Annotated in this window: 18 protein-coding genes; 13 read left to right on the top strand and 5 right to left on the bottom strand. The window is 61.7% G+C overall.

Translation table 11 applies throughout. The features are described from left to right. The 5 genes from QA644_RS01580 (at position 1) to QA644_RS01560 (ending at position 7,274) form a co-directional block, all read left to right on the top strand. Positions 1–1,617 carry a response regulator gene (locus tag QA644_RS01580; RefSeq protein WP_283070773.1) on the top strand — a complete coding sequence of 539 codons (1,617 nt, stop codon included), beginning with the start codon at positions 1–3 and terminating at the stop codon, positions 1,615–1,617. After that, complete coding sequence (locus tag QA644_RS01575; protein ID WP_283070771.1) at positions 1,614–3,257, top strand: VOC family protein; 1,644 nt, start codon at positions 1,614–1,616, stop codon at positions 3,255–3,257. The genes QA644_RS01580 and QA644_RS01575 overlap by 4 nt, the downstream gene beginning before the upstream one ends. 499 nt (positions 3,258–3,756) lie before the next feature. Then, positions 3,757–4,689 (top strand): glycosyltransferase, encoded by a 933-nt coding sequence (locus tag QA644_RS01570; protein ID WP_074066651.1) that lies wholly within the window; start codon positions 3,757–3,759, stop codon positions 4,687–4,689. Between the two features lie 39 nt (positions 4,690–4,728). Further along, on the top strand, positions 4,729–6,219 hold the full coding sequence (locus tag QA644_RS01565) for a lipopolysaccharide biosynthesis protein (protein ID WP_283070768.1): 1,491 nt from the start codon (positions 4,729–4,731) through the stop codon (positions 6,217–6,219). Positions 6,220–6,251: 32 nt separating this feature from the next. Further along, positions 6,252–7,274, top strand: coding sequence for a polysaccharide pyruvyl transferase family protein (locus QA644_RS01560; RefSeq protein WP_074066650.1), 1,023 nt, complete (start codon positions 6,252–6,254; stop codon positions 7,272–7,274). Positions 7,275–7,279: 5 nt separating this feature from the next. Here the strand turns inward: QA644_RS01560 and QA644_RS01555 are convergent, their stop codons facing one another. Then, positions 7,280–8,176: a DMT family transporter gene (locus tag QA644_RS01555; protein WP_283070767.1), complete on the bottom strand. Its 897-nt coding sequence runs from the start codon at positions 8,174–8,176 to the stop codon at positions 7,280–7,282. A 126-nt stretch (positions 8,177–8,302) separates the two neighbouring features. Further along, positions 8,303–8,728 (bottom strand): OsmC family protein, encoded by a 426-nt coding sequence (locus QA644_RS01550; protein WP_239595556.1) that lies wholly within the window; start codon positions 8,726–8,728, stop codon positions 8,303–8,305. Positions 8,729–8,842: 114 nt separating this feature from the next. Between QA644_RS01550 and QA644_RS01545 the strand changes: the two genes are divergently transcribed. Further along, complete coding sequence (locus tag QA644_RS01545; RefSeq protein WP_283070765.1) at positions 8,843–10,090, top strand: TIGR03862 family flavoprotein; 1,248 nt, start codon at positions 8,843–8,845, stop codon at positions 10,088–10,090. 44 nt (positions 10,091–10,134) lie between these two features. Here QA644_RS01545 and acs read toward each other — a convergent pair whose 3' ends face one another. From acs to QA644_RS01530, 3 genes are read right to left on the bottom strand one after another with little or no spacing between them, the layout of a single operon-like run. Next, positions 10,135–12,075, bottom strand: a complete 1,941-nt coding sequence (gene acs / locus QA644_RS01540) for an acetate--CoA ligase (protein ID WP_283070763.1) — start codon at positions 12,073–12,075, stop codon at positions 10,135–10,137. Positions 12,076–12,132: 57 nt separating this feature from the next. Further along, positions 12,133–13,584, bottom strand: a complete 1,452-nt coding sequence (locus tag QA644_RS01535; RefSeq protein ID WP_283070761.1) for an aspartate ammonia-lyase — start codon at positions 13,582–13,584, stop codon at positions 12,133–12,135. Positions 13,585–13,622: 38 nt separating this feature from the next. Continuing rightward, positions 13,623–14,567, bottom strand: a complete 945-nt coding sequence (locus tag QA644_RS01530; protein WP_283070759.1) for a GNAT family N-acetyltransferase — start codon at positions 14,565–14,567, stop codon at positions 13,623–13,625. 179 nt (positions 14,568–14,746) lie between these two features. Between QA644_RS01530 and QA644_RS01525 the strand changes: the two genes are divergently transcribed. The 7 genes from QA644_RS01525 to QA644_RS01495 all read left to right on the top strand — a co-directional run bounded on the left by QA644_RS01525 (position 14,747) and on the right by QA644_RS01495 (position 23,115). Continuing rightward, the gene (locus QA644_RS01525) at positions 14,747–16,075 is read left to right on the top strand and encodes an FAD-binding oxidoreductase (RefSeq protein ID WP_283070758.1); all 1,329 of its coding nucleotides are present in this window, start codon (positions 14,747–14,749) and stop codon (positions 16,073–16,075) included. An 11-nt stretch (positions 16,076–16,086) separates the two neighbouring features. Continuing rightward, entirely contained in the window at positions 16,087–17,211 is a 1,125-nt protein-coding gene (gene argE / locus QA644_RS01520; RefSeq protein ID WP_239595567.1) for an acetylornithine deacetylase, read from the top strand. A 19-nt stretch (positions 17,212–17,230) separates the two neighbouring features. After that, positions 17,231–18,154: a glyoxylate/hydroxypyruvate reductase A gene (locus QA644_RS01515; protein ID WP_283070757.1), complete on the top strand. Its 924-nt coding sequence runs from the start codon at positions 17,231–17,233 to the stop codon at positions 18,152–18,154. 27 nt (positions 18,155–18,181) lie between these two features. Further along, positions 18,182–18,535, top strand: a complete 354-nt coding sequence (locus tag QA644_RS01510) for a cupin domain-containing protein (protein ID WP_022718222.1) — start codon at positions 18,182–18,184, stop codon at positions 18,533–18,535. A gap of 5 nt (positions 18,536–18,540) precedes the next feature. After that, entirely contained in the window at positions 18,541–19,011 is a 471-nt protein-coding gene (locus QA644_RS01505; protein ID WP_239595573.1) for a GNAT family N-acetyltransferase, read from the top strand. Positions 19,012–19,099: 88 nt separating this feature from the next. Beyond that, a complete protein-coding gene (locus tag QA644_RS01500; protein WP_283070755.1) occupies positions 19,100–21,142 on the top strand; it encodes a hydantoinase/oxoprolinase family protein in 2,043 nt (680 codons plus the stop codon). 2 nt (positions 21,143–21,144) lie between these two features. Next, positions 21,145–23,115, top strand: coding sequence for a hydantoinase B/oxoprolinase family protein (locus QA644_RS01495; protein WP_283070753.1), 1,971 nt, complete (start codon positions 21,145–21,147; stop codon positions 23,113–23,115). The last annotated feature ends 26 nt before the right edge of the window (positions 23,116–23,141 follow it).

Below are 23,141 nucleotides of genomic sequence, written 5' to 3'. Positions count from 1 at the left end.
TTGGCAGAAGTCTGCTCGGTAGTGATCATCGACGACAATATGGACGACCGCGACTTCTACCGTCGCATGCTGGGCCGTATAGCGGGTACGACCTACACGCTGGCAGAGGCCGAGACCGGCGATCAGGGCCTCGCGATGATCGCCCGCAAACGGCCGAACTGCATCCTGCTCGACTACTCTCTGCCCGGCCGCAACGGCCTCGGAGTGCTTGCGCAAATCCTCGAACTCGATGCCTCCGCCAATGTCGTCATGCTGACAGGCCAGGGCAACGAGGCGGTTGCCGTCGAGGTGATGAAGAGCGGCGCACGCGATTACCTGACCAAGGATGCGCTTTCACCAGAAGGGCTGCACCGCTGCATTCAGAACGCCATCATGCACGGCGCACTGGAGACCAAACTGGAGCAGAAACGCCAATCCCTTGAAATTTTCACCCGAGCAATGGCGCATGACCTCAAGGAACCGCTGAGGACAATCAAGTCGTTCACCAAGATCCTGCACGGTTCGCCATCGCTGCTGCCTGAGGATCGCGAGCTTTTCGACTATGTGCTGAGCGCTGCCGATCACATGGAGGATCTGATCGTCAAGGTTTCGGACTTCACCAAGCTCGATGCCTCTGGCGAGCTGGAGCTGAAGCCTGTCTCACTCGTCTCGGTGCTCGATCAGGTGGAGGATAATCTCCATCGGCAGATCGAAAGCCGTCACGCGGTGATCAGCCGGGCAGACCTGCCCGAAGTGATGGGCGACGCGACGCTGCTGATCCAGCTTCTGCAAAACCTCGTTTCGAATTCCATCCGCTATTGCGAAAACCGCACACCGGAAATTAGGATCGCTGCGACGGCAAATAGCGGCGTTTGCCGGCTTTCCGTCTGCGACAACGGCCCGGGCATCGATCCCGCCCATCGCGAGCTGATTTTCCAGCCGTTCAAACGGCTCGTCGGCCGCGGCATCGAGGGAACCGGCCTCGGTCTGGCCATCTGCCGCCGCATCGCGCAATTGCACGGCGGTGCGATCTGGTGCGAGGCACGCGACGGCGGCGCGATTTTCATCCTCGAAATACCCCTTGCACAGGCAGCCGTCTCGGCGCCCGCAACCATGCCTGCTGCCCAGAGCGTCCGGCATTCCGATCAGGCGACGGAGGGGGCGGGCAGGCTTGCCGAGGTGCTGCTTGTCGAAGACAGCCCCGCCGACATACAACTTCTGAAACTGAAGCTCATGCGCCGCGAGAAAGTCAGCTTCAATCTCCATGTCGCAAACAACGGTCGTGAAGCGATGCTGCTGCTCGAGCAGCGTGCCGCAATAGCGGATCAGCCGCCGATGGACCTGATGCTGCTCGACATCAACATGCCGCTCATGGACGGTTTCGAGGTCCTTAATGCGCTTGCAGCCGATCGGCGGCTCAGCGGGATTCCGGTCTGCATCCTCAGTACGTCAAGCGACGAAGGCGATATTCAAAGAGCGAAGGAGCTTGGCGCGCTCGCTTATATGGTGAAGCCGCCAAACCTGCAGCAACTGGAAGAGGCATTGGAGAAAGTTGATACGCTGGAATTGCAACCGCGCGGCGATTCGTTCGTTTTATGTGTAGAACGATCAAGGCAATCTTCCACGGCACTAGCATGACTTTCGCATCAGCTCTCGTTCTGGCATTGCTCGCCACTCCTATCCAATCCGGACTGCTATCGATGGTTTCTGGAATACATCACGTCACGGCGATTACCCGCAAAGTGCAGGCGAACGTCGATTTCTACGCAGGCTTCCTGGGCTTGCGGCTCGTCAAGCAGACGGCCGGATTCGAGGACGCGACGCAGCTACATCTCTTCTATGGCGACGCTACCGGCACGCCCGGTTCGCTCGTCACCTTCCTCGCCTGGGAAGATGGTTCGCCCGGACGCGCTGGCTTCGGGCAAATCAGCGAGATCGCGCTTGCCATCGATCCTACGAGCATCGGCTATTGGCTGACGCGGGCAATGAGTTTCGGTCTGCGCATGGAGGGGCCAGGAGACGAGTTCGGCGAGACGGTGCTGCGCCTCAAGGATCCCGACAACATCATTCTGAAACTTACCGGGAACAGGGAACTGAAGAGTGCCGCCCCCTGGCATGGCGGTCCGGTGCCGGTGGAGCACGCCGTGCAGCGCATCCGCGGCGCGACCATGCTGACGGAAGTGCCTGAGGAAAGCCGCAGCTTCCTCGAAAGTCACTTCGGCTATCGCTTCCAGGTGAGCAAGGGCGCGATCGATCGTCTCGTCTCGCAGTCGGGCGACGTCATCGATGTCCGCAATGCCCGCGGCTTCTGGTCGGGTGCACCGGGAACAGGCACGGTCGATCACGTGGCTTTCCGCGCCACCGACGATGCGCAGTTGTCTACGGTTCACGAAGCGCTCGAGAAGACGAACTCCTCGGCAACCAGCACGCATGACCGCAAATATTTCCGCTCTCTCTATGCCCGCGAGCCCGGTGGCACGCTGGCCGAGCTTGCAACGGACAAGCCCGGCATGACCGTCGACGAACCGGCCGAAACCCTCGGCTCCAAGCTCTTCCTGCCGCCAAAGGATGCGATCACCAATCTTGAGGACCTGAAGGTCGTCCTGCCGCAGTTTTCCATGCCCGGTGAACCTCGCGTGAACTATCGCGATCTGCCTTTCGTCCACCGTTTCTATACGCCACCGGATCCGGATGGCAGCGTGTTCGTGCTGCTGCACGGATCGGGCGGCAACGAGACGACGCTGATGCCGCTGCTGCATAAAGTGGCGCCGCGCGCTACACTGCTGGGCGTGCGCGGCCGCGCGACGGAAGAGGGTTTCCCGCGCTGGTACAAGCGCATAACGCCGTTCTCCTTCGATCAGGACGACATCAAGAACGAGGCGGAAGCCTTCGCCGCCTTTATCGACAGCGCCGTCAAATCCTACGGCCTCGACCCGAAGAAAATCGTCTATGTCGGCTATTCCAACGGCGCCAATCTGCTGAACTCGCTGCTCTACCTGCATCCGAGCCTGATACACCGCGCGGTGCTGCTCCGCTCCATGCCGGTTCTGACGGACTATCCGCATGCCGACCTTACGGGCACGGATCTGCTCGTCATCAGCGGCAAGACAGACGCTTATGGCCGATATGCGAATGAGCTTCGCACACGGCTGAAAACCTCCGGCGCGACCGTCGATTCGGACGTCATCTTTGGCGGCCATGACCTCGGCGATGCCGATGTGCCGATCATCCAGAAGTGGCTTCTGCAGAAAGACCGCCAAGCTAGCGTCCCGCAATAGCACTCCAGAATGACTTCCGAAGTGTGATTATTTCTCCGAACGGACTTCCTCCAGCGAGTTTAGTCCAGATGTGTTTCCAACTGGCATCTTTGTCGGTAGAGCTTTTTTGCTCAACTCTTGTCGGCATCTCTCAATTCTCTGATCTCTGCATTTGCTTCAATGAAAACGGAACCATTCCATCCCTTTAAACTCAAATATTATTTGAACTTATTTCAGATAAAATTACAATTTATTCACATAATAAAAACAACAAAACACAGATAAGTTTGCCGATGGCTATTCATTAAGTCATTAAATACAATAACTATAAATTATTATTACATGTTTCTTCATTGGATTTTCTATCCATCTCCAAACAAAAGGTCTTCGTCAACAAATTACCTCATTTCTTCTATTTTTTCAGCATCTGTTCTATTTTGCTGCACTGCAAAAAAATCCTTGCCGAACCTCGATGTGCGGCCTATCTTCGCCCGGACATTGATCACAGAAGGGGAAACGTATGCCTCCTCGGCCTGTTGACATCAGCCTGATCATCTCTTCGAGAAATCGGGCCTATGGCCTATTGAACTGCCTGGATGCCATCGCCACCGCCGCGCGGCAGGCAAGCCATTTGCGCCTTGAACTTGTCTTCGTGGACAATGGGTCGAGCGACGACACCTCGGATATCTTCAGCAAATGGGCGGCCTCCGCGCCGATCGATACCAATCTCATCTACGAAACGCTACCCGGCCTTGCCAATGCTCGCAATACAGGGATTGCCGCCGCCACCGGCCGTATCCTTGCCTTTACGGACGACGATTGCGAAGTGTTCCCAGATTACTTCACGGCCATCGACGCGGTCTTCGCCGATGATACCGAGATCGTCATGCGCGGAGGGCGCGTCGAGCTTGGCGATGCGCGCGATCTTCCCGTCACCATCAAGACCGAACGCGAGCCCGCCGTGTTGACCAGCGAGCTTCACGCGGGCGGCTTCATCCACGGCTGCAACATGGCCTTCCCGAAGGCGCTTTGCGAAACGATCGGCCTCTTCGATCCGCTCTTCGGCGCCGGCTCGCAGTTCCGCTCCGGCGAGGATACGGATTATATTCACCGCGCCTCCAACGCCGGCATCCGCGTCGAATATTTTCCCGATCTCGTCGTCAAGCATTTCCATGGCCGCCGCAAGATCGAGGACATCCACCACCTGCACGCGGGCTATGCCTTCGGCAACGGCGCGCTCTATGCGAAATACATGTTCGACCGGCGCTCCAACATGCGCGGCATGCTGCGCTGGGATATCCGCCAGGCGTTGAAGGAATTGATCGGTGGCCGGAAAATGAGCGAGGAAATGGGGCTTACCTACCGCCGCCAGCTTCGCGACAATATTACCGGCATGCTCGCCTATTGGCGGAGCGCCAAACGCACCGCGACGCCAATGGCGATCCGCCGCTGATCCTCACCGCCGGCAGTGCCACGTTCGATTGGAATCTGAATGGCAGATAATGCAGTTGCGCATGCCGACCTGAAGAAGAAGACCGCGCTCTCCGTCCTCTGGTCGGTGATCCGCGTTGCGTGGAGCACCGTCGCAACCTTCGTCATCTTCGTCATCCTTGCCCGCATCCTTGGGCCCGCCGATTTCGGAACCTTCGCGCTCGCCAGCCTTTTCGTCGAGATCGGCCGTGTGCTTGCCTATGCCGGCCTCGGTGATGCGATCACCCGGCAGCTCGATCTCGACGAGGAACTTGCCGATACCTGCTTCTGGGCAACGGTCGCCTTCAGCGCCATCGTCGCGTTGCTCGTCTTCGTCTTCGCTCCCTCTTACGGCCAATTCGTCCGCGATCCTTCGGTGGCCGGTATCCTGCGGTGGCTCGCGCCGCTGCTGCCCCTTTCGTCGCTTGCGGTCATCCACAATGCGCGGCTTGCGCGCGACTTCGGTCACAAGAGCCTTGCAGCGCAGAGCATCACTGCAAGCCTGCTTTCCGGCACCACGGCTGTCATCTGCGCCTATCTCGGCTGGGGCATCTGGGCGCTGGTGGCGCAGACTGCCGTCAATGCGGCCGTCACCGTCGTCCTCGGCTGGGTGTCTTACCCGTGGATGCCGCGCCTGCGCTTCAATCTCGAAAAATTCCGTTCGGTCTTCCTTTTCAGCGTTAGCCTCGTGGTGACGCAGCTCATGTGGATGCTGCTTGCCCGCGTGCAGGATATCTTCATTTCCCGCTGGTACGGCGCCGTCGAAGTCGGCCGTTATCGCATCGCCTGGCGGCTGATCGAACTGATCGGCCAGGCCGTGCTGGCGCCCATCGGCAGTGTTTCGCTGGTCACGCTGTCGCGCCTGCAGAACGATCGCACCGCCTTCCGCAACGCCTACAACAAGATCGTCGGTGCCGCGGCACTCGGCACGATCCCGTTGCTCTTCGGCTTCGGCGCGCTGTCGAATGACATGATCGCCCTGCTCTTCGGAGACAAATGGGGCAATGCCGGCGATATCGCCACCGTGCTGGTGCTGATGTCCGTGCCTTTCGTCACGAACTTCTTCGCATCCTCGGCGCTCTCGGCCGTTAACCGCGCGGAATCGATCCTCTCGGTCGCCGCGCTCCAGCTTGCGGTGACGCTGATCCTCACCTGGCTGCTGGTTCCCTACGGCATCTTCGCGGTGGCGGCGGGCTATGTGCTGCGGGCCTGGCTGACGATGCCTTACCAGCAATATGTGCTGAGCAGATATGCCGGGATCGATGCAGCCGGCACATTCAAGGCGGTCGCCCTTCCCTTCTGCGGCGGCGCCGTCATGGCTCTCTGCGTCTGGTTCGCCCATCCCTACATCGCCGGGTATCTTCAAAGCCGCTGGCTGTCACTCGGCCTCAGCATCGGCCTTGGTGCCGTCATCTATCTGGCCTTTCTGCCGATCTTCGGCAGAAAGGCCATCCGTCCCTACATCGCACTCGGCAAGTCGCTGCTGCCGTTCGGCAAACGGGCTGAGGCCTAGCTTCGCCGCCTGGCCAGCAAACAGGAGCTTTTATGCAGGAAACCAACATTACGATCATCAACCGCCTCCAGGGTCTGATCGCAAACAACCTCTCCGATCTTGTCGATCCGGCGGAGCGCTTCGCGCTGCTCGATTTCCCCAACCACTACAATATCGGCGACAGCGCCATCTGGCTCGGGGAGCTCGCCTATTTCGACCGCCGCAAGACGCGGCCGGCCTATGTGACCGAGATTCCGACCTACGATGAGGAGCGGATGCTCGCGACAATTGGCAACGGCCGCATCTTCCTGCACGGCGGCGGCAATTTCGGCGACATATGGGCCGGCTATCGCCAGTTCCGCGAAGGCATGCTGACAAAATTCAAGGGCCGCCCGATCGTCCAGATGCCGCAAACGATCCATTTCAAGGAGCAGGCCAATATCGACAGCACGGCCCGCGCCATCGAGCAGCACGGCAACTTCACGCTCCTGGTGCGCGACAAGAAGAGCCTGGAATTCGCGCGCCGCTGGTTCCAGTGCGAAACGCGCCTTTGCCCGGACATGGCCTTCTGCATCGGCCCGGTCGCGCGCCCGGGCCCGCAGCACGAGTTGCTGCTCAACCTCCGCGAAGATCAGGAAGTCGGAACTCCGCAGGATCTCACCGCTGCCACGGGACGTCCCGGCACCGTCAAATCCGACTGGCCGGACGAGCCCGCCGATTTCCAGCGGCAAACCAAGCATACCGCGATCCTGAAGGGCCTGATGTCGGGGAAGATCGGCGGACGCGCCCGCATGACGGAGCTTGCCTATCGCGAGCGCGCACAGCAGCGTTTCGATCGCGGCGTGGCCTTGCTCGGCTCGGCGCGCCAGGTCATCACCGACCGCATGCACGGCCACATCATGTGCGTATTGATCGGCGCCGATCACTGCGTGCTGGACAACAGCTACGGCAAGACGAGCAGCTTCATCGAGGCCTGGGGCACCTGCAACACCGAAAAGGCAGCCCTTGCCGCGACCGTCGACGAGGCACTCGCCATCCTTGACGCCCGCCGCGTGCGGCCTGCCGCAGTCGCCTGATCCCGTCAGCCTCGCCGGGCGATCATGATCCCGGCGAGCACGACTGCCCCGCCGATCGCCTGCATCGGGCCGATCGCTTCGTTGAGCAGTATCCAGGCGAGAATTGCCGCGACGACGGGCTGGAGCAGCAGCGTCAGCGAGGAGAAGGCGGCTGGCAAATAGGCGAGCGCATAAGTGATCGCCACTTGCCCGCCTGCATGGCTGACGAAGGCGAGGCCGAAAACCGTCGCCCAGCCGTAGACCGTGGCTGGCCAGATCTGATCCTCGAAGGCGAAAGCCAGCGGAAATGCGAAAACCGCCGCAGACGCCGTACTCCAGAGCATGATGCGGATGGTATCGAACCGGCTTCTGAGCCTGCCGATCGCAAGGATGTATCCGGCATAGAACAACGCCGCGACGATCGCGATGCCATCGCCCAGCAGATCCCCGTTCCCAAAGGCCGAAGGCCCGCCCTTCAGGATGATGACGCCGGCCAATGCCAGTGCAAGGCCAAGAACGAAGAGCCGTGTCACCGCCGCTTGGAAGAACAGGAAGCCGATGACCGTGACGAAGACGGGCGCAAGATTCGCCAGCAGCGTCGCATTGGCAACCGATGTCATCGTGATCGAAAGATGCCATGCAGCAAGATCCATGGCGAGGATCACACCTGGCAGGACCAGAAGCGCATAGTCCGAAAGCTTTTCCGGCTTTGACCCGGCATCCTTACCCTTAATCAGCGAAAAGATGAAGAGCGGTATCAGGGCGAGCGCGACGCGCCAGAACGCCGTCGCCATCGGTCCGACTTCCGACAGCCGCACGAAGATCGGCGAGCCGCCGATCGCCGCCCCGCCAAGGATCAGTGCCGCGAGCGCAAGGCGATTGGAAGGTACGGTTTCGACGGTTGCGGAAGCGGCCTGCGACATGATCTCGATGCTTTCTGCGCCGCGAGCAGTGAAAGCGGCGATCGGCAGCGAATTACCAGATGAAGGCCACCGACGATAGCGCAGGAACGACAAAGGCAGGCAAAAGTATTCGACAGTCGGCGGGCCTCAACCAAAAATTTCGGTAGCGAATTCCGGTTTGCCGCGGATCGTATTGCTTACGGTGCAGATTTCCTCCGCCGCATGCGCGATCTTCTGCCGCGTCCTCTCGTCGATGTCGCCCTTGATGCCGAAGACGATATTGAACCTCTCAACGCGCGAGGGCCCTTCCGTCGCCTTCTCGCCGGTCACGTCAGCAGTCAATTCAGTGATCCTGTCGAGGACGCCCATCTGGCTTGCGGCGATGCGCGCGCTCAACACCAGGCAGGCCGACAGCGAGGAATAAAGCAGGTCCAGCGGATTGAAACCCGGCTGCGACGGGCTGGTGACGATGTCGAGCTCACCCTTCGTCGCCGAGGTGACATGCGCAAAGCCGGTGCGCCCGAGAACGGCGGTGGCGCCTGTGGGTCTTGGTCTTGCCTTGAGGTCGGCCATGCCGGGACACTCCGTTGATATACTTCTCAAGTAATGGGTTTGCCGGTCGCCCGCAATTCGCGCTTTTCCGCAAATCCGGAGACGCGCGGATATGAATCCTGTATCAGGCGAGCCATGAAGAAAAAACAGATCTCGATCATCGGCGGCGGACCGGCGGGCTTGATGGCGGCCGAGGTACTCTCAGCAGCCGGGCACGCCGTCACCATCTACGAAGCGATGCCCACGGTGGCGCGCAAATTCCTGCTCGCCGGAAAGTCCGGCCTCAATATCACCCATTCGGAAGATTATGCGCGCTTCGTTGCCCGCTTCGGCAAAGCGTCCGACCGGCTGCGCCCCGCCTTGGACGGCTTCAAGCCCGACGATGTCCGGGCCTGGGCGGAAGGGCTTGGCACCGAGACCTTCACTGGCTCCTCCGGCCGCGTCTTCCCGAAAGTCATGAAGGCCTCGCCGCTGTTGCGCGCCTGGATCGCGCGTCTGGAAGCCCACGGCGTTTCGATCCTAACACGCCACCGCTGGACCGGCTTCGAGGACGGCGGCTACGCGTTCGAAACGCCGCAAGGCCATCGTGTCATCCACCCTGATGCCGCCTTGCTGGCACTTGGCGGCGCCAGTTGGCCGCGCCTCGGCTCGAATGCCGCCTGGGTACCGTGGCTCCACGAAAAGGGCGTGAGCATCGCGCCGTTCCGCCCCGCCAATTGTGGCTTCGACGTCGATTGGAGCGAGACCTTTCGCGGCCGTTTCGCGGGCGAGCCGCTCAAATCCGTCACCGCCACCTCGCCCGCCGGCACCTTCCCCGGCGAATTCGTCATCACCCGCCACGGCATCGAGGGCAGTCTTGTCTACGCCCATTCCGCAGCACTGCGCGACGCGCTCGAAACCGGCAAGCCCGCATCCCTGCTTGTCGACCTCGCACCCGGCCGAAGCACTGAGCGCCTTTCAAAGGACCTCGCCCGGCAGGACAGGAAAGGCAGCTTCTCCAACCGCCTCCGCAAAGGCGCCGGCCTCGACGGCGTCAAAACCGGCCTGCTGCGCGAACTCGCAAAGGAAACCGACCTTCAGGACCCATCGAAGCTCGCAAGCCACGTCAAATCCCTGCCGATCCCTCTGACCCGCCCCCGCCCCATCACTGAGGCCATATCCTCCGCCGGCGGCATCGAATGGAGCGCGCTTGACGATGGCTACATGCTGAGTGCCATTCCCGGCCTTTTCGCCGCCGGAGAAATGCTCGACTGGGAAGCCCCGACCGGCGGGTATTTGCTGACGGCGTGCGTGGCGACGGGGAATGCTGCGGGGGTGGGGATCGGTAAGTGGCTGGGGTTTGGTGGTCGCCCTGCGATAGCCACAATAAACCCTCTGCGGTAGGGCGGATGCCGGGCTGCGAGAGAGAGGTTCAACACAGAGAATGTCTACACTCGATTGGCGATGAGGTCATCGACGACCGCCGGATCGGCAAGCGTGGACGTATCTCCGAGCGCGCCGAAATCGTCCTCGGCAATCTTGCGCAGGATACGGCGCATGATCTTGCCGGAACGGGTCTTCGGCAAGCCGGGCGCAAACTGGATCTTGTCCGGCGAGGCGATCGGGCCGATTTCCGTGCGAACATGCTTCACCAACTGTTGGCGCAACTCATCGGATCCTTCGTTGCCGGCCATCAGCGTGACGTAGCAATAGATGCCCTGTCCCTTGATCGAATGCGGGTAGCCAACGACGGCGGCTTCCGAAACCAGATTATGCGAGACGAGCGCGGACTCCACCTCGGCCGTGCCGAGGCGGTGGCCGGAGACGTTCAGCACATCGTCGACACGACCGGTGATCCAGTAGTAGCCGTCTTCATCGCGGCGGCAGCCGTCGCCGGTAAAATACTTGCCCTTGTAGGTGGAAAAGTAGGTCTGGATGAAGCGCTCATGGTCGCCATAGACCGTACGCATCTGCCCGGGCCAGCTGTCGGTAATGCACAGGTTGCCGTCGGCAGTGCCTTCCAGCACCTTGCCGTCATTGTCGACCAGCTGCGGCTTCACACCGAAGAACGGGACGGTCGCTGAACCCGGCTTCAGGTCGATCGCACCAGGCAGCGGCGTGATCAGGATGCCGCCGGTCTCTGTTTGCCACCAGGTATCGACGATCGGGCAACGGCCATCGCCGACGACATTGTAGTACCACTCCCATGCTTCCGGGTTGATCGGCTCGCCGACCGTCCCGAGCAGGCGCAAGGACGAGCGGGACGAGCGGGTGACAAAATGGTCGCCGGCGCCCATCAACGAACGGATCGCTGTCGGAGCGGTATAGAAGATGTTGACCTTGTGCTTGTCGATGATCTCCCAGAAGCGGCCCTGGTCGGGAAAGTTCGGCACGCCTTCGAACATCAGCGTCGTCGCGCAATTCGCAAGCGGACCGTAGACGATGTAGGAATGGCCGGTCACCCAGCCGACATCGGCCGTGCACCAGTAGATATCGCCATGGTGATAGTCGAAGACGTATTCATGCGTCATCGACGCATAGACAAGATATCCGCCCGTCGTGTGCAAGACGCCCTTCGGCTTGCCGGTGGAGCCAGAGGTATAGAGGATGAACAGGGGATCCTCCGCTTTCATCTTCACAGGCGGGCACTCGGCTTTCACCGTCGCCGCTTCCTGGTGGTACCAAAGGTCGCGGCCGGGAGCCCAGCCCGTCTTGCCGCCGGTCCGGCGCACGACGAGGACCTTGCCGACCGTCACATGCTGGCGGGCCGCGATGTGGATCGCGGTATCGGCATTGTCCTTCAGCGGCACCGGCTTGCCGCCGCGAACGCCCTCGTCGCAGGTGATGATGAACGTCGAACCACAGTCGACGAGACGTCCGGCAAGCGCTTCCGGCGAGAACCCGCCGAAGACGACAGAATGCACGGCGCCGATGCGAGCACAGGCGAGCATGGCATAGGCCGCTTCGGGTATCATCGGCATATAGATGGTGACGCGGTCACCCTTCTTGACGCCATGCTTCTTCAACACGTTCGCCATGCGGCAGACATGCTCGTAGAGCTCGTTGTAGGTGATCTTCTTGTGGAGCGAGGGATCGTCCCCCTCCCAGATTATCGCGACCTGGTTGCCGTGGTCCTTCAGGTGTCTATCGATGCAGTTATGTGAGGCATTGGTTTCGCCGTCTTCGAACCACTTGATCGAGACCTTCCCGGTAAAGGACGTGTTCTTGACCTTCGTATAGGGCTTGAACCAGTCGATGCGCTTGCCATGTTCGGCCCAGAAGGCATCGGGATTTTCGACGCTTTCCTTATACCATTCGAGATAAGTCTCATTGTCGATAAGCGTTCGTGTCTTTACGGACTCCAGGACAGGGTAACGATGGGATGCCACGAAATACTCCTCGGATTGTCTGAGTTGGCTTCGCGCTGCAATCGCAGCGCTACTCCATTACGCTTTGCTTAGGGTCTCGCCGCGCGTTGGCCCGATCATGCTTTGCGGATCAAGCAATTCGCCAAGTTCACCGGCACTCAACAAACCTTCCGCCAAGGCCACGTCGGCGATCGGCCGCCCCGATCTCTGGGCAAGCGTCGCGATGCGCGTTGCGTTTTCATAACCAATGCGCGGATTGAGGGCCGTGACGATGGCCAGACTGTTTTTCACCAGCTCGTGGCAATGTTGCTCCTCCGCAGTGATGCCCTTAACGCATCGTTCTGTGAGCGCTTCAATCGCGCGCGTGAGCATCCGAATAGACTGCAATATGTCGAAAGCGATCACCGGCTCGAAAGCGTTCAGCTGTAGCTGCCCGGCCTCGGCGGCAAATGTCACGGTCAGATCGTGCCCAATAACCTGATAGGCCACCTGGTTGACCACCTCGGGAATAACTGGATTGACCTTGCCCGGCATGATGGACGAGCCAGGCTGCACCGCTAGCAGCCGGATTTCGCCCAATCCTGTTCGGGGGCCACTCGAAAGCAGACGCAAGTCGTTGCAGATCTTCGACAGCTTGACAGCAATGCGCTTGAGGACGCTCGAGAAGCTCACGAACGCGCCGGTATCGGATGTTGCTTCGACGAGGTCGGGGCAAGGGACGAGCTCTTCGCCGCTCAACTCCGACAACACTTCAATCACTGTCTCGGAATAGCCGATCGGACTGTTGATGCCCGTCCCGATCGCCGTCGCGCCCATGTTCACCTCGCGGAAGAGGCGGGCGGCCTCATCAAGGCGGGCGATATCCTCCCCAATCGTGGTCGCAAAGCTCGAAAATTCCTGACCGAGCGTCATCGGCACGGCGTCTTGAAGCTGGGTGCGGCCCATTTTTACGATGTGCTGGAACTCTTCGCCCTTGGCTTGCATAGCGAGCCTGAGCTCGTCCATGCGACCGCGCAGATCACCATAGCTACGAAGAATGCAAAGCCGAACTGCCGTCGGGTAGACGTCATTGGTCGACTGGGACAGATTCACGTGATTGTTTGGATGGAGCGCAGAGTATTCACCCTTGCCGTGGCCCAGAAGTTCAAGGGCACGGTTGGCAATAACCTCGTTGGCATTCATGTTGGTCGATGTGCCGGCGCCTCCCTGGATCATGTCGACCACGAACTGATCATGCAGACTTCCTGCAATGATCTCGTCGCAGGCTTCGGAAATCGCCTCCTCGTGCGCATCGCTCAAAATACCAAACTTGCGATTGGCGCGCGCCGCAGCCTTTTTCACCATCGCCAACGCGGCTACGAGATGCGGGAAATCCGACAGCTTAATGCCCGTGATGCGGAAATTCTCCAAAGCACGCGCCGTCTGTACGCCGTAATAGCGGTCAGCAGGCAACGCGAAGTCTCCGAGTAGATCGTGCTCGATACGCACGACGGGTTTTTCGATCGGCTCGCAGAGCGGGATGGCCGCCATGGATGCTTACCTCCCCAGGCAGGACAGATTGAGTTCGATCAGCCGAGTGTGTGGCTGGCGAGCGCGTAGGTTCTGGGCTCGCGTGGCGCATCACCTCGACGTACAGCGAGCCAACGTCGCCCGAGCGACATGGTTGTCACCGTGTCGTAGACCGGAAGACCGCAGCGGGACAGAAACTCGGAAAACCTCCCGTCCTTTTCGCGGGTGTCGAGCCGTAGGAAGGAGGCGGCATGTCGGGTGGCGTGCGGATGAACCACCGCGATTGCATCCTCGTCTCTGGCGGCCACAACAGGCCCGATGACGTGGCCACGCCCGAACGGCCGACAAAGCGAAAAAGCCTCGATCTTGCCGCCGCGCATCAGTCCGATGCCCTTGGAGCATGTCAGCAGTCGGGCCAGCAATATCCTGCGATCTGCACCGAAGGCAGCCTTGTCTAACTCGGCGATGGCATCAAGATCCCCGGGCTCCAACGCCCGCAGCACGCTGCCGACCGGTGGATCAAGTTCCGGCGGAGCGATCGCTTCGCCATTGCACTGGTAGACAGTCCCCTCTCGAGTGAAATTCAGGGATTGGTACAGACGCCGCGCGGCTCGCGTGGCATTGAGCCCAAGGTCACGCCCTTCAAGCCGATCCAGCACATGGCCCATCAGCCATTGCCCGGCACCGTTCGATTGCAGACGGGGAGAGGTAATCACCATGCCGATCGTGGCAAAATGCACACCATAGGGAAACCACATCGCAGAGCCCATTATGCGGCCGATTTCGTCCATCGCAACGATGCCCTCGCCGATTTCCCGCAGCAACTGCCAGTCTTCGGCGCGATGCGGCCATCCGACAGAAATCGATAGCGCATGCAGCCGATCGAGATCTGTGGTGCTGAGATCGGCAATACGCATATCGAAACTGTCGACCACTCTCGATTCCCTTGGAACCACGTGCGTTTCTCCTGAACACCGATCTTCACGCCGAGCGCGATCACGCATCGGCAGGGCGACTTAATGGTATGCCAAGGCAACCGACAGAAATTGCTTGTGAGGCTACTGGAAACACAACAATCGACCAAATCTTCCGCGATTTCGGCATGTAACGTCTGGGTTGATGTCTAGACTCAACGAAACTGGCTCGAACCGGCGGCACCGCCGTGAAAGTTAAGAGATTAGAGATGTCGCCTCCGGTTAGCCGCGTTTCCAGTGCCTCCACGATCCCGTCCCGTATCGATGTCGTCGTCATTGGTGGCGGCATGGCTGGCGTGGCTGCAGGCTATGAACTCGCGCGCCGAGGAACCTCTGTCGCCATCGTCGAGAAAGGCCTGGTTTCGGGCGAGCAGTCGAGCCGCAATTGGGGATGGTGTCGCCAGCAGAACCGTGATCCGCGCGAACTGCCGCTCGCCCAGCTTGCGATGCGTATCTGGGCTGGTCTGAATGCTGACCTCGGCGAAGAAACTGGCTTTCGCCGCACGGGCCTTGTTTACGCTTCCGGCAATCCAGCAGATATCGCAAGTTGGGAGAAATGGAGCCAAATCGCTCGTGCTTTCGATGTCGATACGCGCATGCTAACCACTGCCGAGACGGCCGCCCTCTTGCCTGGAAACAGCCGCAACTGGGTCGGCGGCGTGCATTCCCCTACGGACGGCCGCGCCGAGCCGCAGCTTGCGGTTCCCGCTCTTGCCCGCGCCGCCCAGCGCGCCGGCGCCGTCATCGTGCAGAACTGCGCCGTACGCGCATTCGAGACCGAGGCCGGCCGCCTATCCGGCGTGGTGACGGAACAGGGCCCGATCCGCTGCTCGGCCGTGCTCGTCGCTGGAGGCGCCTGGAGCGGCATGTTGCTGCGTCATCACGGCGTCCGCTTCCTGCAGGCCTCGGTGAAATCGACGTGCTTCTACACGGAACCCGCCGCAGCGGTGACCGAAGGCGGAATTTCAATGCAGAACGTCGCGCTGCGCCGCCGCCTCGACGGCGGCTACACGGTGGGCTTGAGTGGTCAAGGTCAGTTGCAGATCGCGCCCTGGGGCTTGATGCAGGCGAAGGCCTTCTGGCCGACCTTCCAGGCGCGCCGCAAGGGGCTCACCTTCGCGATCGGACGTCAGTTTTTCGAAGGACCGGAAGCGTTTTCGCGCTGGCGGGCTGACAGTGTCTCGCCCTTCGAACGCGTCCGCGTGCTGGATCCGGCGCCCGACCGGCGCCTGATCGACAAGGGGCTCGAAAGACTGCGCAACATCTATCCGCAGCTTGCCGGCCTCAAGGTCGCGCAGGCCTGGGGCGGCATGGTAGATTCGACCCCGGACGCGATCCCGGTTATTGCTCCGGTCAAGGCGCAGCCGGGCCTTTTCATCGCCTCCGGCTTCAGCGGTCACGGCTTCGGCATCGGTCCGGCGGCCGGGCGCCTCGCGGCCGACCTCATCCGGGATGACGCGCCCTGCGTCGATCCGACACCCTATCGTTACGAACGCATGATCGACGGCACCGATTTCGGCAAGCCGGGTATGCTTTGAGGACCACAATAATGCAGGCAATGGAAATCCTTGAAGCGCTCGTTGGCTTCCCCTCCGTTGTCGGCACGCCCAATGCCGGGATCGTAGCCTGGATCCGCGACTATTTGCAAAGCCACGGCATCGACGTCACGATCCTTCCCGGCCCGGAGGGTGACCGATCGAACCTCTTCGCCACCATCGGCCCGAGGGACGTGCCGGGCTACATCCTTTCGGGCCATATGGACGTGGTCCCGGCTGCCGAGAGCGGCTGGACGAGCGACCCCTTCCGGCTACGCGCCGAAGCGGGCCGCCTATATGGTCGCGGCGCAACCGACATGAAGGGTTTCCTTGCCGCCTGTCTTGCTGCCGCTCCGGGCCTCGCGCAGGCGCCGCTCCGGCGTCCGATCCACTTCGCTTTCTCCTACGACGAAGAGGCGGGCTGCCGAGGGGTACCGCATATGATCGCGCGCCTGCCTGAGCTCTGTAAAACCCCGCTCGGCGCCGTCATCGGCGAGCCGAGCGGCATGCGCGCGATCCGTGCGCACAAAGGCAAGGCTTCCGCCCGGCTGACGGTCAACGGTCGTTCCGGTCATTCCTCTCGGCCGGACCAGGGGTTGAATGCCATTCACGCCATCGCCGGCGTGCTCGCCCAAACGGTGACGGAAGCCGACCGGCTGGCACGAGGCCCGTTCGAGCACGTTTTCGAGCCACCCTATTCCTCTCTCCAGATTGGCACGCTGAGGGGCGGACAGGCGGTCAACATCATTCCGGATTCGTGCGAAGCCGAGTTCGAGGCGCGCGCAATTTCCGGCGTTGATCCCATCGTGCTGCTCGCACCCGTCCGTGCCGCGGCCGAAGCGCTGACGGAACACGGCTTCAAGGTTGAATGGCAGGAACTCAGTGCCTATCCGGCGCTTTCGCTTGCCGCCGATGCGCCGCTTGCAACGCTATTTGCGGACCTGACCGGGTGCGCGCCGCTCGCCGCCGTCAGCTATGGTACGGAAGCCGGGCTTTTCCAGCGGGCGGGCATCGATGCGATCATTTGCGGGCCTGGCGACATCGGTCGTGCCCACAAGCCGGACGAATTCATCTGCGCAGACGAACTCTTCGCCTGCCAGGCGGTGATCGAGGCGCTCGGCGCCCGCTGCAGCGCCTGACGATCACGAAGGAACCACGATGACCTTCCTCTTTAACTCCGACGCCAAGCGCGGCGCAATTTTCGCCGAAGCGTTTGCGCACGGACTGCCCGACATTCCCTTTTCACTGGACCCGGAGACAGTCGATCCGGACGCGGTGCGCTACCTGATCACCTGGACGGTGCCGGAAAATCTCGCGCGCTATCGCAATCTCGAGATACTCTTTTCCATCGGCGCCGGCGTCGACCAATTCCGCATCGATGCCGTCCCGGCGCATGTGAAGGTGGTACGCATGGTCGAGGACGGCATCGTCCGAATGATGCAGGAATACGTGGCGCTCGCCGTGCTCGCGCTGCATCGCAACCTACCAGCCTATTTCGAGCAACAGAGACGAAAATTCTGGCAGGCGATTGCTCCGGTTCAGGCTCAAGAACGCCGTGTCGGCGTGCTTGGCCTCGGCATGCTCGGCACCGCAGTGCTCGAACGTCTGAGGCCGTTCGGTTTCCCGATGTCCGGCTGGAGCCGCAGCCCGCGCGAAATCGACGGAATCAGGTGCCTGAGCGGCCGGGACGGCCTCGATACACTGCTGCGCTCCACCGACATTCTTGTCTGCCTGCTGCCGCTGACGGACGAAACGCGCGGCTTTCTCAGCGCAGAGCTCTTTGCGCTGCTCCCGGCCGGTGCCACGCTCGTCCATGTCGGCCGCGGCCCGCAGCTCGACCATCAGGCACTGCTCGACGCCCTCGACAGTGGGCATCTCGCAGGCGCCGTGATCGACGTCACCGATCCAGAGCCGCTCCCCGCAGACCATCCCTTCTGGATCCATCCGAAAATCCTGCTGACGCCGCATATCGCCAGCGTCACCCAACCCGAAACCGCCGCGATGGCGGTGATCGAAAACATCAAGCGCTTCCAAGCCGGCCTCGACCCCATCGGGCTGGTCGATCGCCAGCGCGGCTACTAAATTATCAACCCACAGGAAAGAAAAGCCATGTCCCTGTTGAAGACTATCGAAACCAACCCGACCTTTGCGCCGCGCGAGTCCGACCCTCTTCCCGAACGGCTGATCTCCGGCAATCCCTCCTTCAAGACCTGGGCGCAGGACGTCGCCCGCGGAGAGATGGTCCATACCGGTGTCTGGGAAGCGACGCCCGGCGAGACTCGCTCGATCAAGGGCGAGACCTTCGAATTCTGCCATATCCTTTCAGGCGTCGTCGAGCTCACCCAGGAAGGCGGCGAGCCGGTCATCTATAAGACCGGCGACAGTTTCGTCATGAAGCCAGGCTTTGTCGGGGTCTGGAAGACGATCGAGACCGTGCGCAAGATTTATGTGACCGTGATGTGACGCCGATGCCGCGCGACCCGATCGTCTTCGAGTCTTCCCGGTACGGCTACCTCCTCAGCACGGATCGCGCCCGCCTCGATCCGGCAACGGTCCACCGCTTCCTGGCAGCCGATTCCTACTGGGCGCGCGGCATGACACTGGACCAGTTGCAGCGAGCGCTGGAACATTCGCTGCCGATTGGCGTCTACGCCGAAGACGGCACCCTCGCCGCCTTCGGCCGCGTCGTCACCGACTATGCCGTCTTCGCCTATCTGCGCGATGTCTTCACGCTGCCGACCCACCGTGGCAGAGGGCTCGCCTGCTGGCTCGCCAAAGAGATCCGCAACCATCCGGAGCTCGCCGGCGTCACCAGTTGGATGCTGGCGACCCGTGACGCGCACGCCGTCTACGAGAAGGCCGGCTACCGTCCGGCTCCGCATCCCGAATATTACATGACCGTTCCGAAGCCGGACGAGACAGAGCCGCGCGAGCCATAACCGCAGGTTATGGATTCCTTTCATGTCTTTCGTGGTCTCAACGGCTGCCTCCGCGCATCCTCTCATTGATCACACAAGGGGGTGCGCTATGACCTATCGCATTGGCGTCGACGTCGGCGGGTCCTTTACGGACTTCGCCGTGTTCGACACGGGCACGGGAAAACTCGCCACACTGAAGGTCTTCTCGCGGCCGGATGCGCCTGGCGAGGAGATTCTCTCTGCTCTCGACATCCTCTCCGAGCGCGACGGAATTGAGCCGAGCGAGGTTTCGTATTTCACGCATGGAACGACCGTCGGCGTAAATACTGTCATTGAGCGCAACGGCCATGAAATCGCTCTTTTCACCACCAAAAATTTCGAAGACGTGCTGCAGGTCGCGCGTCTCAAGATCCCCGAGATTCACAATCTCTATTCCGTGCGGCCGGAACCGTTGGTCAGCCGCGACCGGGTTTTCGGTATCGATGAGCGCATCCTGGCGACCGGCGAGGTTCTGAAGACGCCTGATGAGACGGACGTTGCGTGCGCCGTCCAGGCGGCGATCGAAGCCGGTTGCAAGGGGATCGTGCTCGCCTTTCTGCATTCCTACCGCAATCTTGCCAACGAGGATGCCGTCACGTCGATCATCGAGCGGCTTGCACCGGGGCTGCCGGTCATATCCTCGGCTGCCACCTGGCCGATCATGCGCGAGTACGAACGCACCATCACGGCCGTGATCAGCGGCTACGTTCAGCCGCGTGTCGCCAATTATCTCGACCGCTTCGAAAAGGTCCTGCGCGAGCGCGGCGTCACCTGCCCGCTGTTGATCACCAAGACCAATGGCGGCGTCATGGGTATCGACCAGGCTCGTTCAGAATGCGTCCAGATGATCCTGTCGGGCACCGCCTCGGGCGTCATCGGTGCCGGCTATCTCGCCAAGGCGAGCGGCTTCGACCGCATCATGAGCCTCGATATCGGCGGCACCAGCGCCGACGTCGCCGTCATCATCGATGGCGAGGCGCAATACGGCACAGGCGAACTGATTGGCGATTTCCAGATCCACGTACCGTCAGTATCGGTAAGCTCCGTCGGCCAGGGAGGCGGTTCAGTCGCCTGGATTGATCGGCTTGGGCTTCTCCATGTCGGGCCCGAGAGTGCCGGATCTACTCCCGGTCCCGCGTGCTACGGGCGCGGCGGTACGAGGCCGACGATCACTGACGCAATGGCGGCCGCCAATCTCATCGGCCATATGCCGCTCGGCTATGGCGCCGTGAATGTCGATCACGCCGCATCGCAAGCGGCTCTTGCCCCGCTTGCCGAAAGGCTCGGCACCAGCGTCGAGGAACTTGCCGGAAATATCGTCGATATCTCGGTGTCCGGCATGTATGCGGAGGTGAGCGCGCTCGTCTCGCGGTTTGCCATCGACCCGCGCGAGTTCCACCTTTTTGCCTTCGGCGGTGCCGGCGCGATGCTCGCCTGCTTTCTCGCCAAGGAGCTCGACATGCGGGGCGTCGTGGTGCCGCCGACCGCTGGTGTCGTTTCTGCTTATGGCGGGCTCGTCGCCGATCTCAAGAATGACTTCATCCGCACGGTCTATTGCGAGGTGACGGCCGAGGCGCTCGCCGGACTTTGTGCAACATTCGAGGCGCTTGAAGTGGAGGCGCGCGCCTGGCTCGAGACGCAGGGCTACAGCGGCCGCGGCAGCATTCGTCTCTCCGCGGACATGCGTTACCTTGGTCAATCCTTCGAGATCGAAACGCCGATCCAGCCTGCCTGGCTACGCCAGGGCGATGCCGCTGCGATAAGGGCCGCCTTCCACCAGGAGCACGATCGTCTCTACGGCCACCGTGACGAGAACGCCGACGTCCAGATGGTCAGCCTGCGTCTCGTCATTGCGGGCGCCACGCAGAAGCCGCCGCTCAATCCCATTGCCGTCGCGCAGGCTCCCGCCGAGCCGCGCTTTCACGTCGAGGGCTGGTTTTCGGGCCGCAGTTGGATGACCGGCTTCTATCACCGCGCCGACCTAGCCGCAGGCCATCGCTTCCGCGGCCCGGCAATCGTCGCCCAGGACGACACGACCACCGTCGTGCCGCCTGCCTTCGAGGTCCTCGTCGACTGCTTCGGCAATCTCGTTATAACCAAGACGGAGCTCTGATCATGGCCATCGACCGCCGCAATCTGAAGGTGCTCGCAAACTTCTGCTCGGCCGCCGCCGACGCGATGGCCTTCACGCTCATGCGCACCGCCCACTCCGCCTTCGTCAAGGAGACGGAAGATTTCTCCTGCCAGATCGTCACGCGCGAGGGGCTCGCCTTCGCCAATCCGCGCCAGTTCGGTGCGCCCTGGTACAGCGGCATCGACTATGGCCCGCTGCTCGAGGCCCTCAAGGACTATGAGGAGGGTGACATCTGCATCACCAACGATCCCTATTCAGGCTTCGTTGCCACCCATTCGCCCGACATTCACATCTGGAAACCGGTTTTCTTCGAGGGAGAGATCGCCTGCTTCGTCGTCGGCCACATCCATAACACCGATGTTGGCGGCGCCGTTCCGGCCTCGCTCTCGCGGTCCTTGAGCGAGGTCGAGCAGGAGGGGCTGCGCATCCCGCCAACGAAACTTGTCTCGAAGGGCGAAATGAACCGCTTCGTCCTCGACGTGATCCGCGCCAATGTCCGCCTGCCCGAACAAAATCTCGGCGATCTCCATGCGCAGATCGCTTCTGTCAATGTCGGCGAGCGCAAGATCCGGGAGGTCATACGCCGCTTCGGTTGCCGTACCTTCCTCGAGGGTGTCGCGCAGATCCTCGACTATGCCGAGGCGCAAACGCGCAGTATCCTCGCGCGCGTGCCAGACGGCGATTATTTCTTCGCCGATTATGCTGACGAGGATTCCGTCGGCGGCAAGCCCTGCAGGATCGCGCTCACCCTCAAGATCCGCGGCGATGAGGTCGTGCTCGACTATACCGGCTCCGACCCACAACTCGGCTCCTCGCTCAACATGCCGACCGGCGGACGCGACCGCCATCCGCTGGTCATGGTCGGGTTGACCTATGTGCTTTACACGCTGGACACCAGCCTGCTCCTCAACGCCGGCACACTGAGGCCTGCACGTGCGATCCTGCCCGAGGGCTCGGTCGTCAACTGCAGCCGGCCAGCAGCCGTCGGCATGCGCTCGCTCACATGCGCCATGACCCAGATTGTCACCGTCGGCGCCTTCGTCCAGGCGCTGCCCAACCTGATGCCCGCCGCCTCGCCGGGCGGCAACGCCATCATGAACATCAAGACGACAAGTCGGGCCGGGCGCTCGATCATGGCCTCGATCGGGCCGGTCGGCGGAGGCGGCGGAGGCACGCCTGTCGGTGACGGCAGCGATGGTGCAGGTGGCGCCACGGGGTTTCTACGCAATACGCCGATCGAGATCAGCGAGGCAGAGGTGCCGATCCGCTTCCTGCGCTACGGCCTGGAGCGCGATACGGGCGCGCCCGGGCGACATCGCGGCGGTCTGTCGGCCATCATGGAGTTTGAGATCTCGGCGCCGGAAACCATCGTCACCGCCCGCAACCGCAATCGCTCGATCATGCCGGCCTGGGGCGTGAACGGGGCACATGCCGGCAGCATTTCCCGGTTCCTTCGCAATCCGGGCCGGTCCGACGAGGTCTCGCTCGGCAATACTGATGTCGTCCATTGCGGTCCCGGCGACGTGATCCGCATCGTCGGTCCCGGCGCCGGTGGCTACGGAGATCCCCTGTCGCGGCCGGCGGGTGCAGTTCTGCAAGACGTGCGCCGCGGCGCCGTCAGCGTTGCAAGCGCCGAGCGGGATTACGGGCTCGTCATTCGCGCCGGCAGCATCGACGAGGAAGCGACCGCGGAAATCCGTTCAGGCCGCAGGCCCGCAGTGCCAGCGGTCATCACCCATGGCCTCGAACGGCGCGCCTTCGAAGCGATCTGGAACCGCGAGCGCTACGACCTCCTGACCGCCTTCCTCGCCTCTCAGCCAGTCGGCTGGCGTTATTTCCTGAAGCATCGGATCTTCGAGGCGGTCGAGAAGGTCGCGGGCGATCGCCCCCCTGTTGCGGACGAAATGCGGATGCTGTTTGAAACAATGCGAATCCGCTACGCTCTTACCTGAGGAAGAAACCGCCGGAGGCGCCGTGC

Origin of the sequence: Rhizobium sp. CC1099, from assembly GCF_029714385.1 — a bacterium.
Classification (GTDB): Bacteria; Pseudomonadota; Alphaproteobacteria; order Rhizobiales; family Rhizobiaceae; genus Rhizobium.
The sequence above is the reverse complement of the archived record's forward strand: the minus strand, read 5'-3'. Positions and strand labels throughout refer to the sequence as shown.

What these genes read in the sequence shown, in the direction of transcription:
- QA644_RS01575 (WP_283070771.1), top strand. Translation starts at nt 1,614, where the DNA reads ATGACTTTCGCATCAGCTCTCGTTCTGGCATTGCTCGCCACTCCTATC.
- QA644_RS01570 (WP_074066651.1), top strand. Translation starts at nt 3,757, where the DNA reads ATGCCTCCTCGGCCTGTTGACATCAGCCTGATCATCTCTTCGAGAAAT.
- QA644_RS01565 (WP_283070768.1), top strand. Translation starts at nt 4,729, where the DNA reads ATGGCAGATAATGCAGTTGCGCATGCCGACCTGAAGAAGAAGACCGCG.
- QA644_RS01560 (WP_074066650.1), top strand. Translation starts at nt 6,252, where the DNA reads ATGCAGGAAACCAACATTACGATCATCAACCGCCTCCAGGGTCTGATC.
- QA644_RS01555 (WP_283070767.1), bottom strand. Translation starts at nt 8,176, where the DNA reads ATGTCGCAGGCCGCTTCCGCAACCGTCGAAACCGTACCTTCCAATCGC.
- QA644_RS01550 (WP_239595556.1), bottom strand. Translation starts at nt 8,728, where the DNA reads ATGGCCGACCTCAAGGCAAGACCAAGACCCACAGGCGCCACCGCCGTT.
- QA644_RS01545 (WP_283070765.1), top strand. Translation starts at nt 8,843, where the DNA reads ATGAAGAAAAAACAGATCTCGATCATCGGCGGCGGACCGGCGGGCTTG.
- QA644_RS01535 (WP_283070761.1), bottom strand. Translation starts at nt 13,584, where the DNA reads ATGGCGGCCATCCCGCTCTGCGAGCCGATCGAAAAACCCGTCGTGCGT.
- QA644_RS01530 (WP_283070759.1), bottom strand. Translation starts at nt 14,567, where the DNA reads ATGCGTGATCGCGCTCGGCGTGAAGATCGGTGTTCAGGAGAAACGCAC.
- QA644_RS01525 (WP_283070758.1), top strand. Translation starts at nt 14,747, where the DNA reads ATGTCGCCTCCGGTTAGCCGCGTTTCCAGTGCCTCCACGATCCCGTCC.
- argE (WP_239595567.1), top strand. Translation starts at nt 16,087, where the DNA reads ATGCAGGCAATGGAAATCCTTGAAGCGCTCGTTGGCTTCCCCTCCGTT.
- QA644_RS01515 (WP_283070757.1), top strand. Translation starts at nt 17,231, where the DNA reads ATGACCTTCCTCTTTAACTCCGACGCCAAGCGCGGCGCAATTTTCGCC.
- QA644_RS01510 (WP_022718222.1), top strand. Translation starts at nt 18,182, where the DNA reads ATGTCCCTGTTGAAGACTATCGAAACCAACCCGACCTTTGCGCCGCGC.
- QA644_RS01505 (WP_239595573.1), top strand. Translation starts at nt 18,541, where the DNA reads ATGCCGCGCGACCCGATCGTCTTCGAGTCTTCCCGGTACGGCTACCTC.
- QA644_RS01500 (WP_283070755.1), top strand. Translation starts at nt 19,100, where the DNA reads ATGACCTATCGCATTGGCGTCGACGTCGGCGGGTCCTTTACGGACTTC.
- QA644_RS01495 (WP_283070753.1), top strand. Translation starts at nt 21,145, where the DNA reads ATGGCCATCGACCGCCGCAATCTGAAGGTGCTCGCAAACTTCTGCTCG.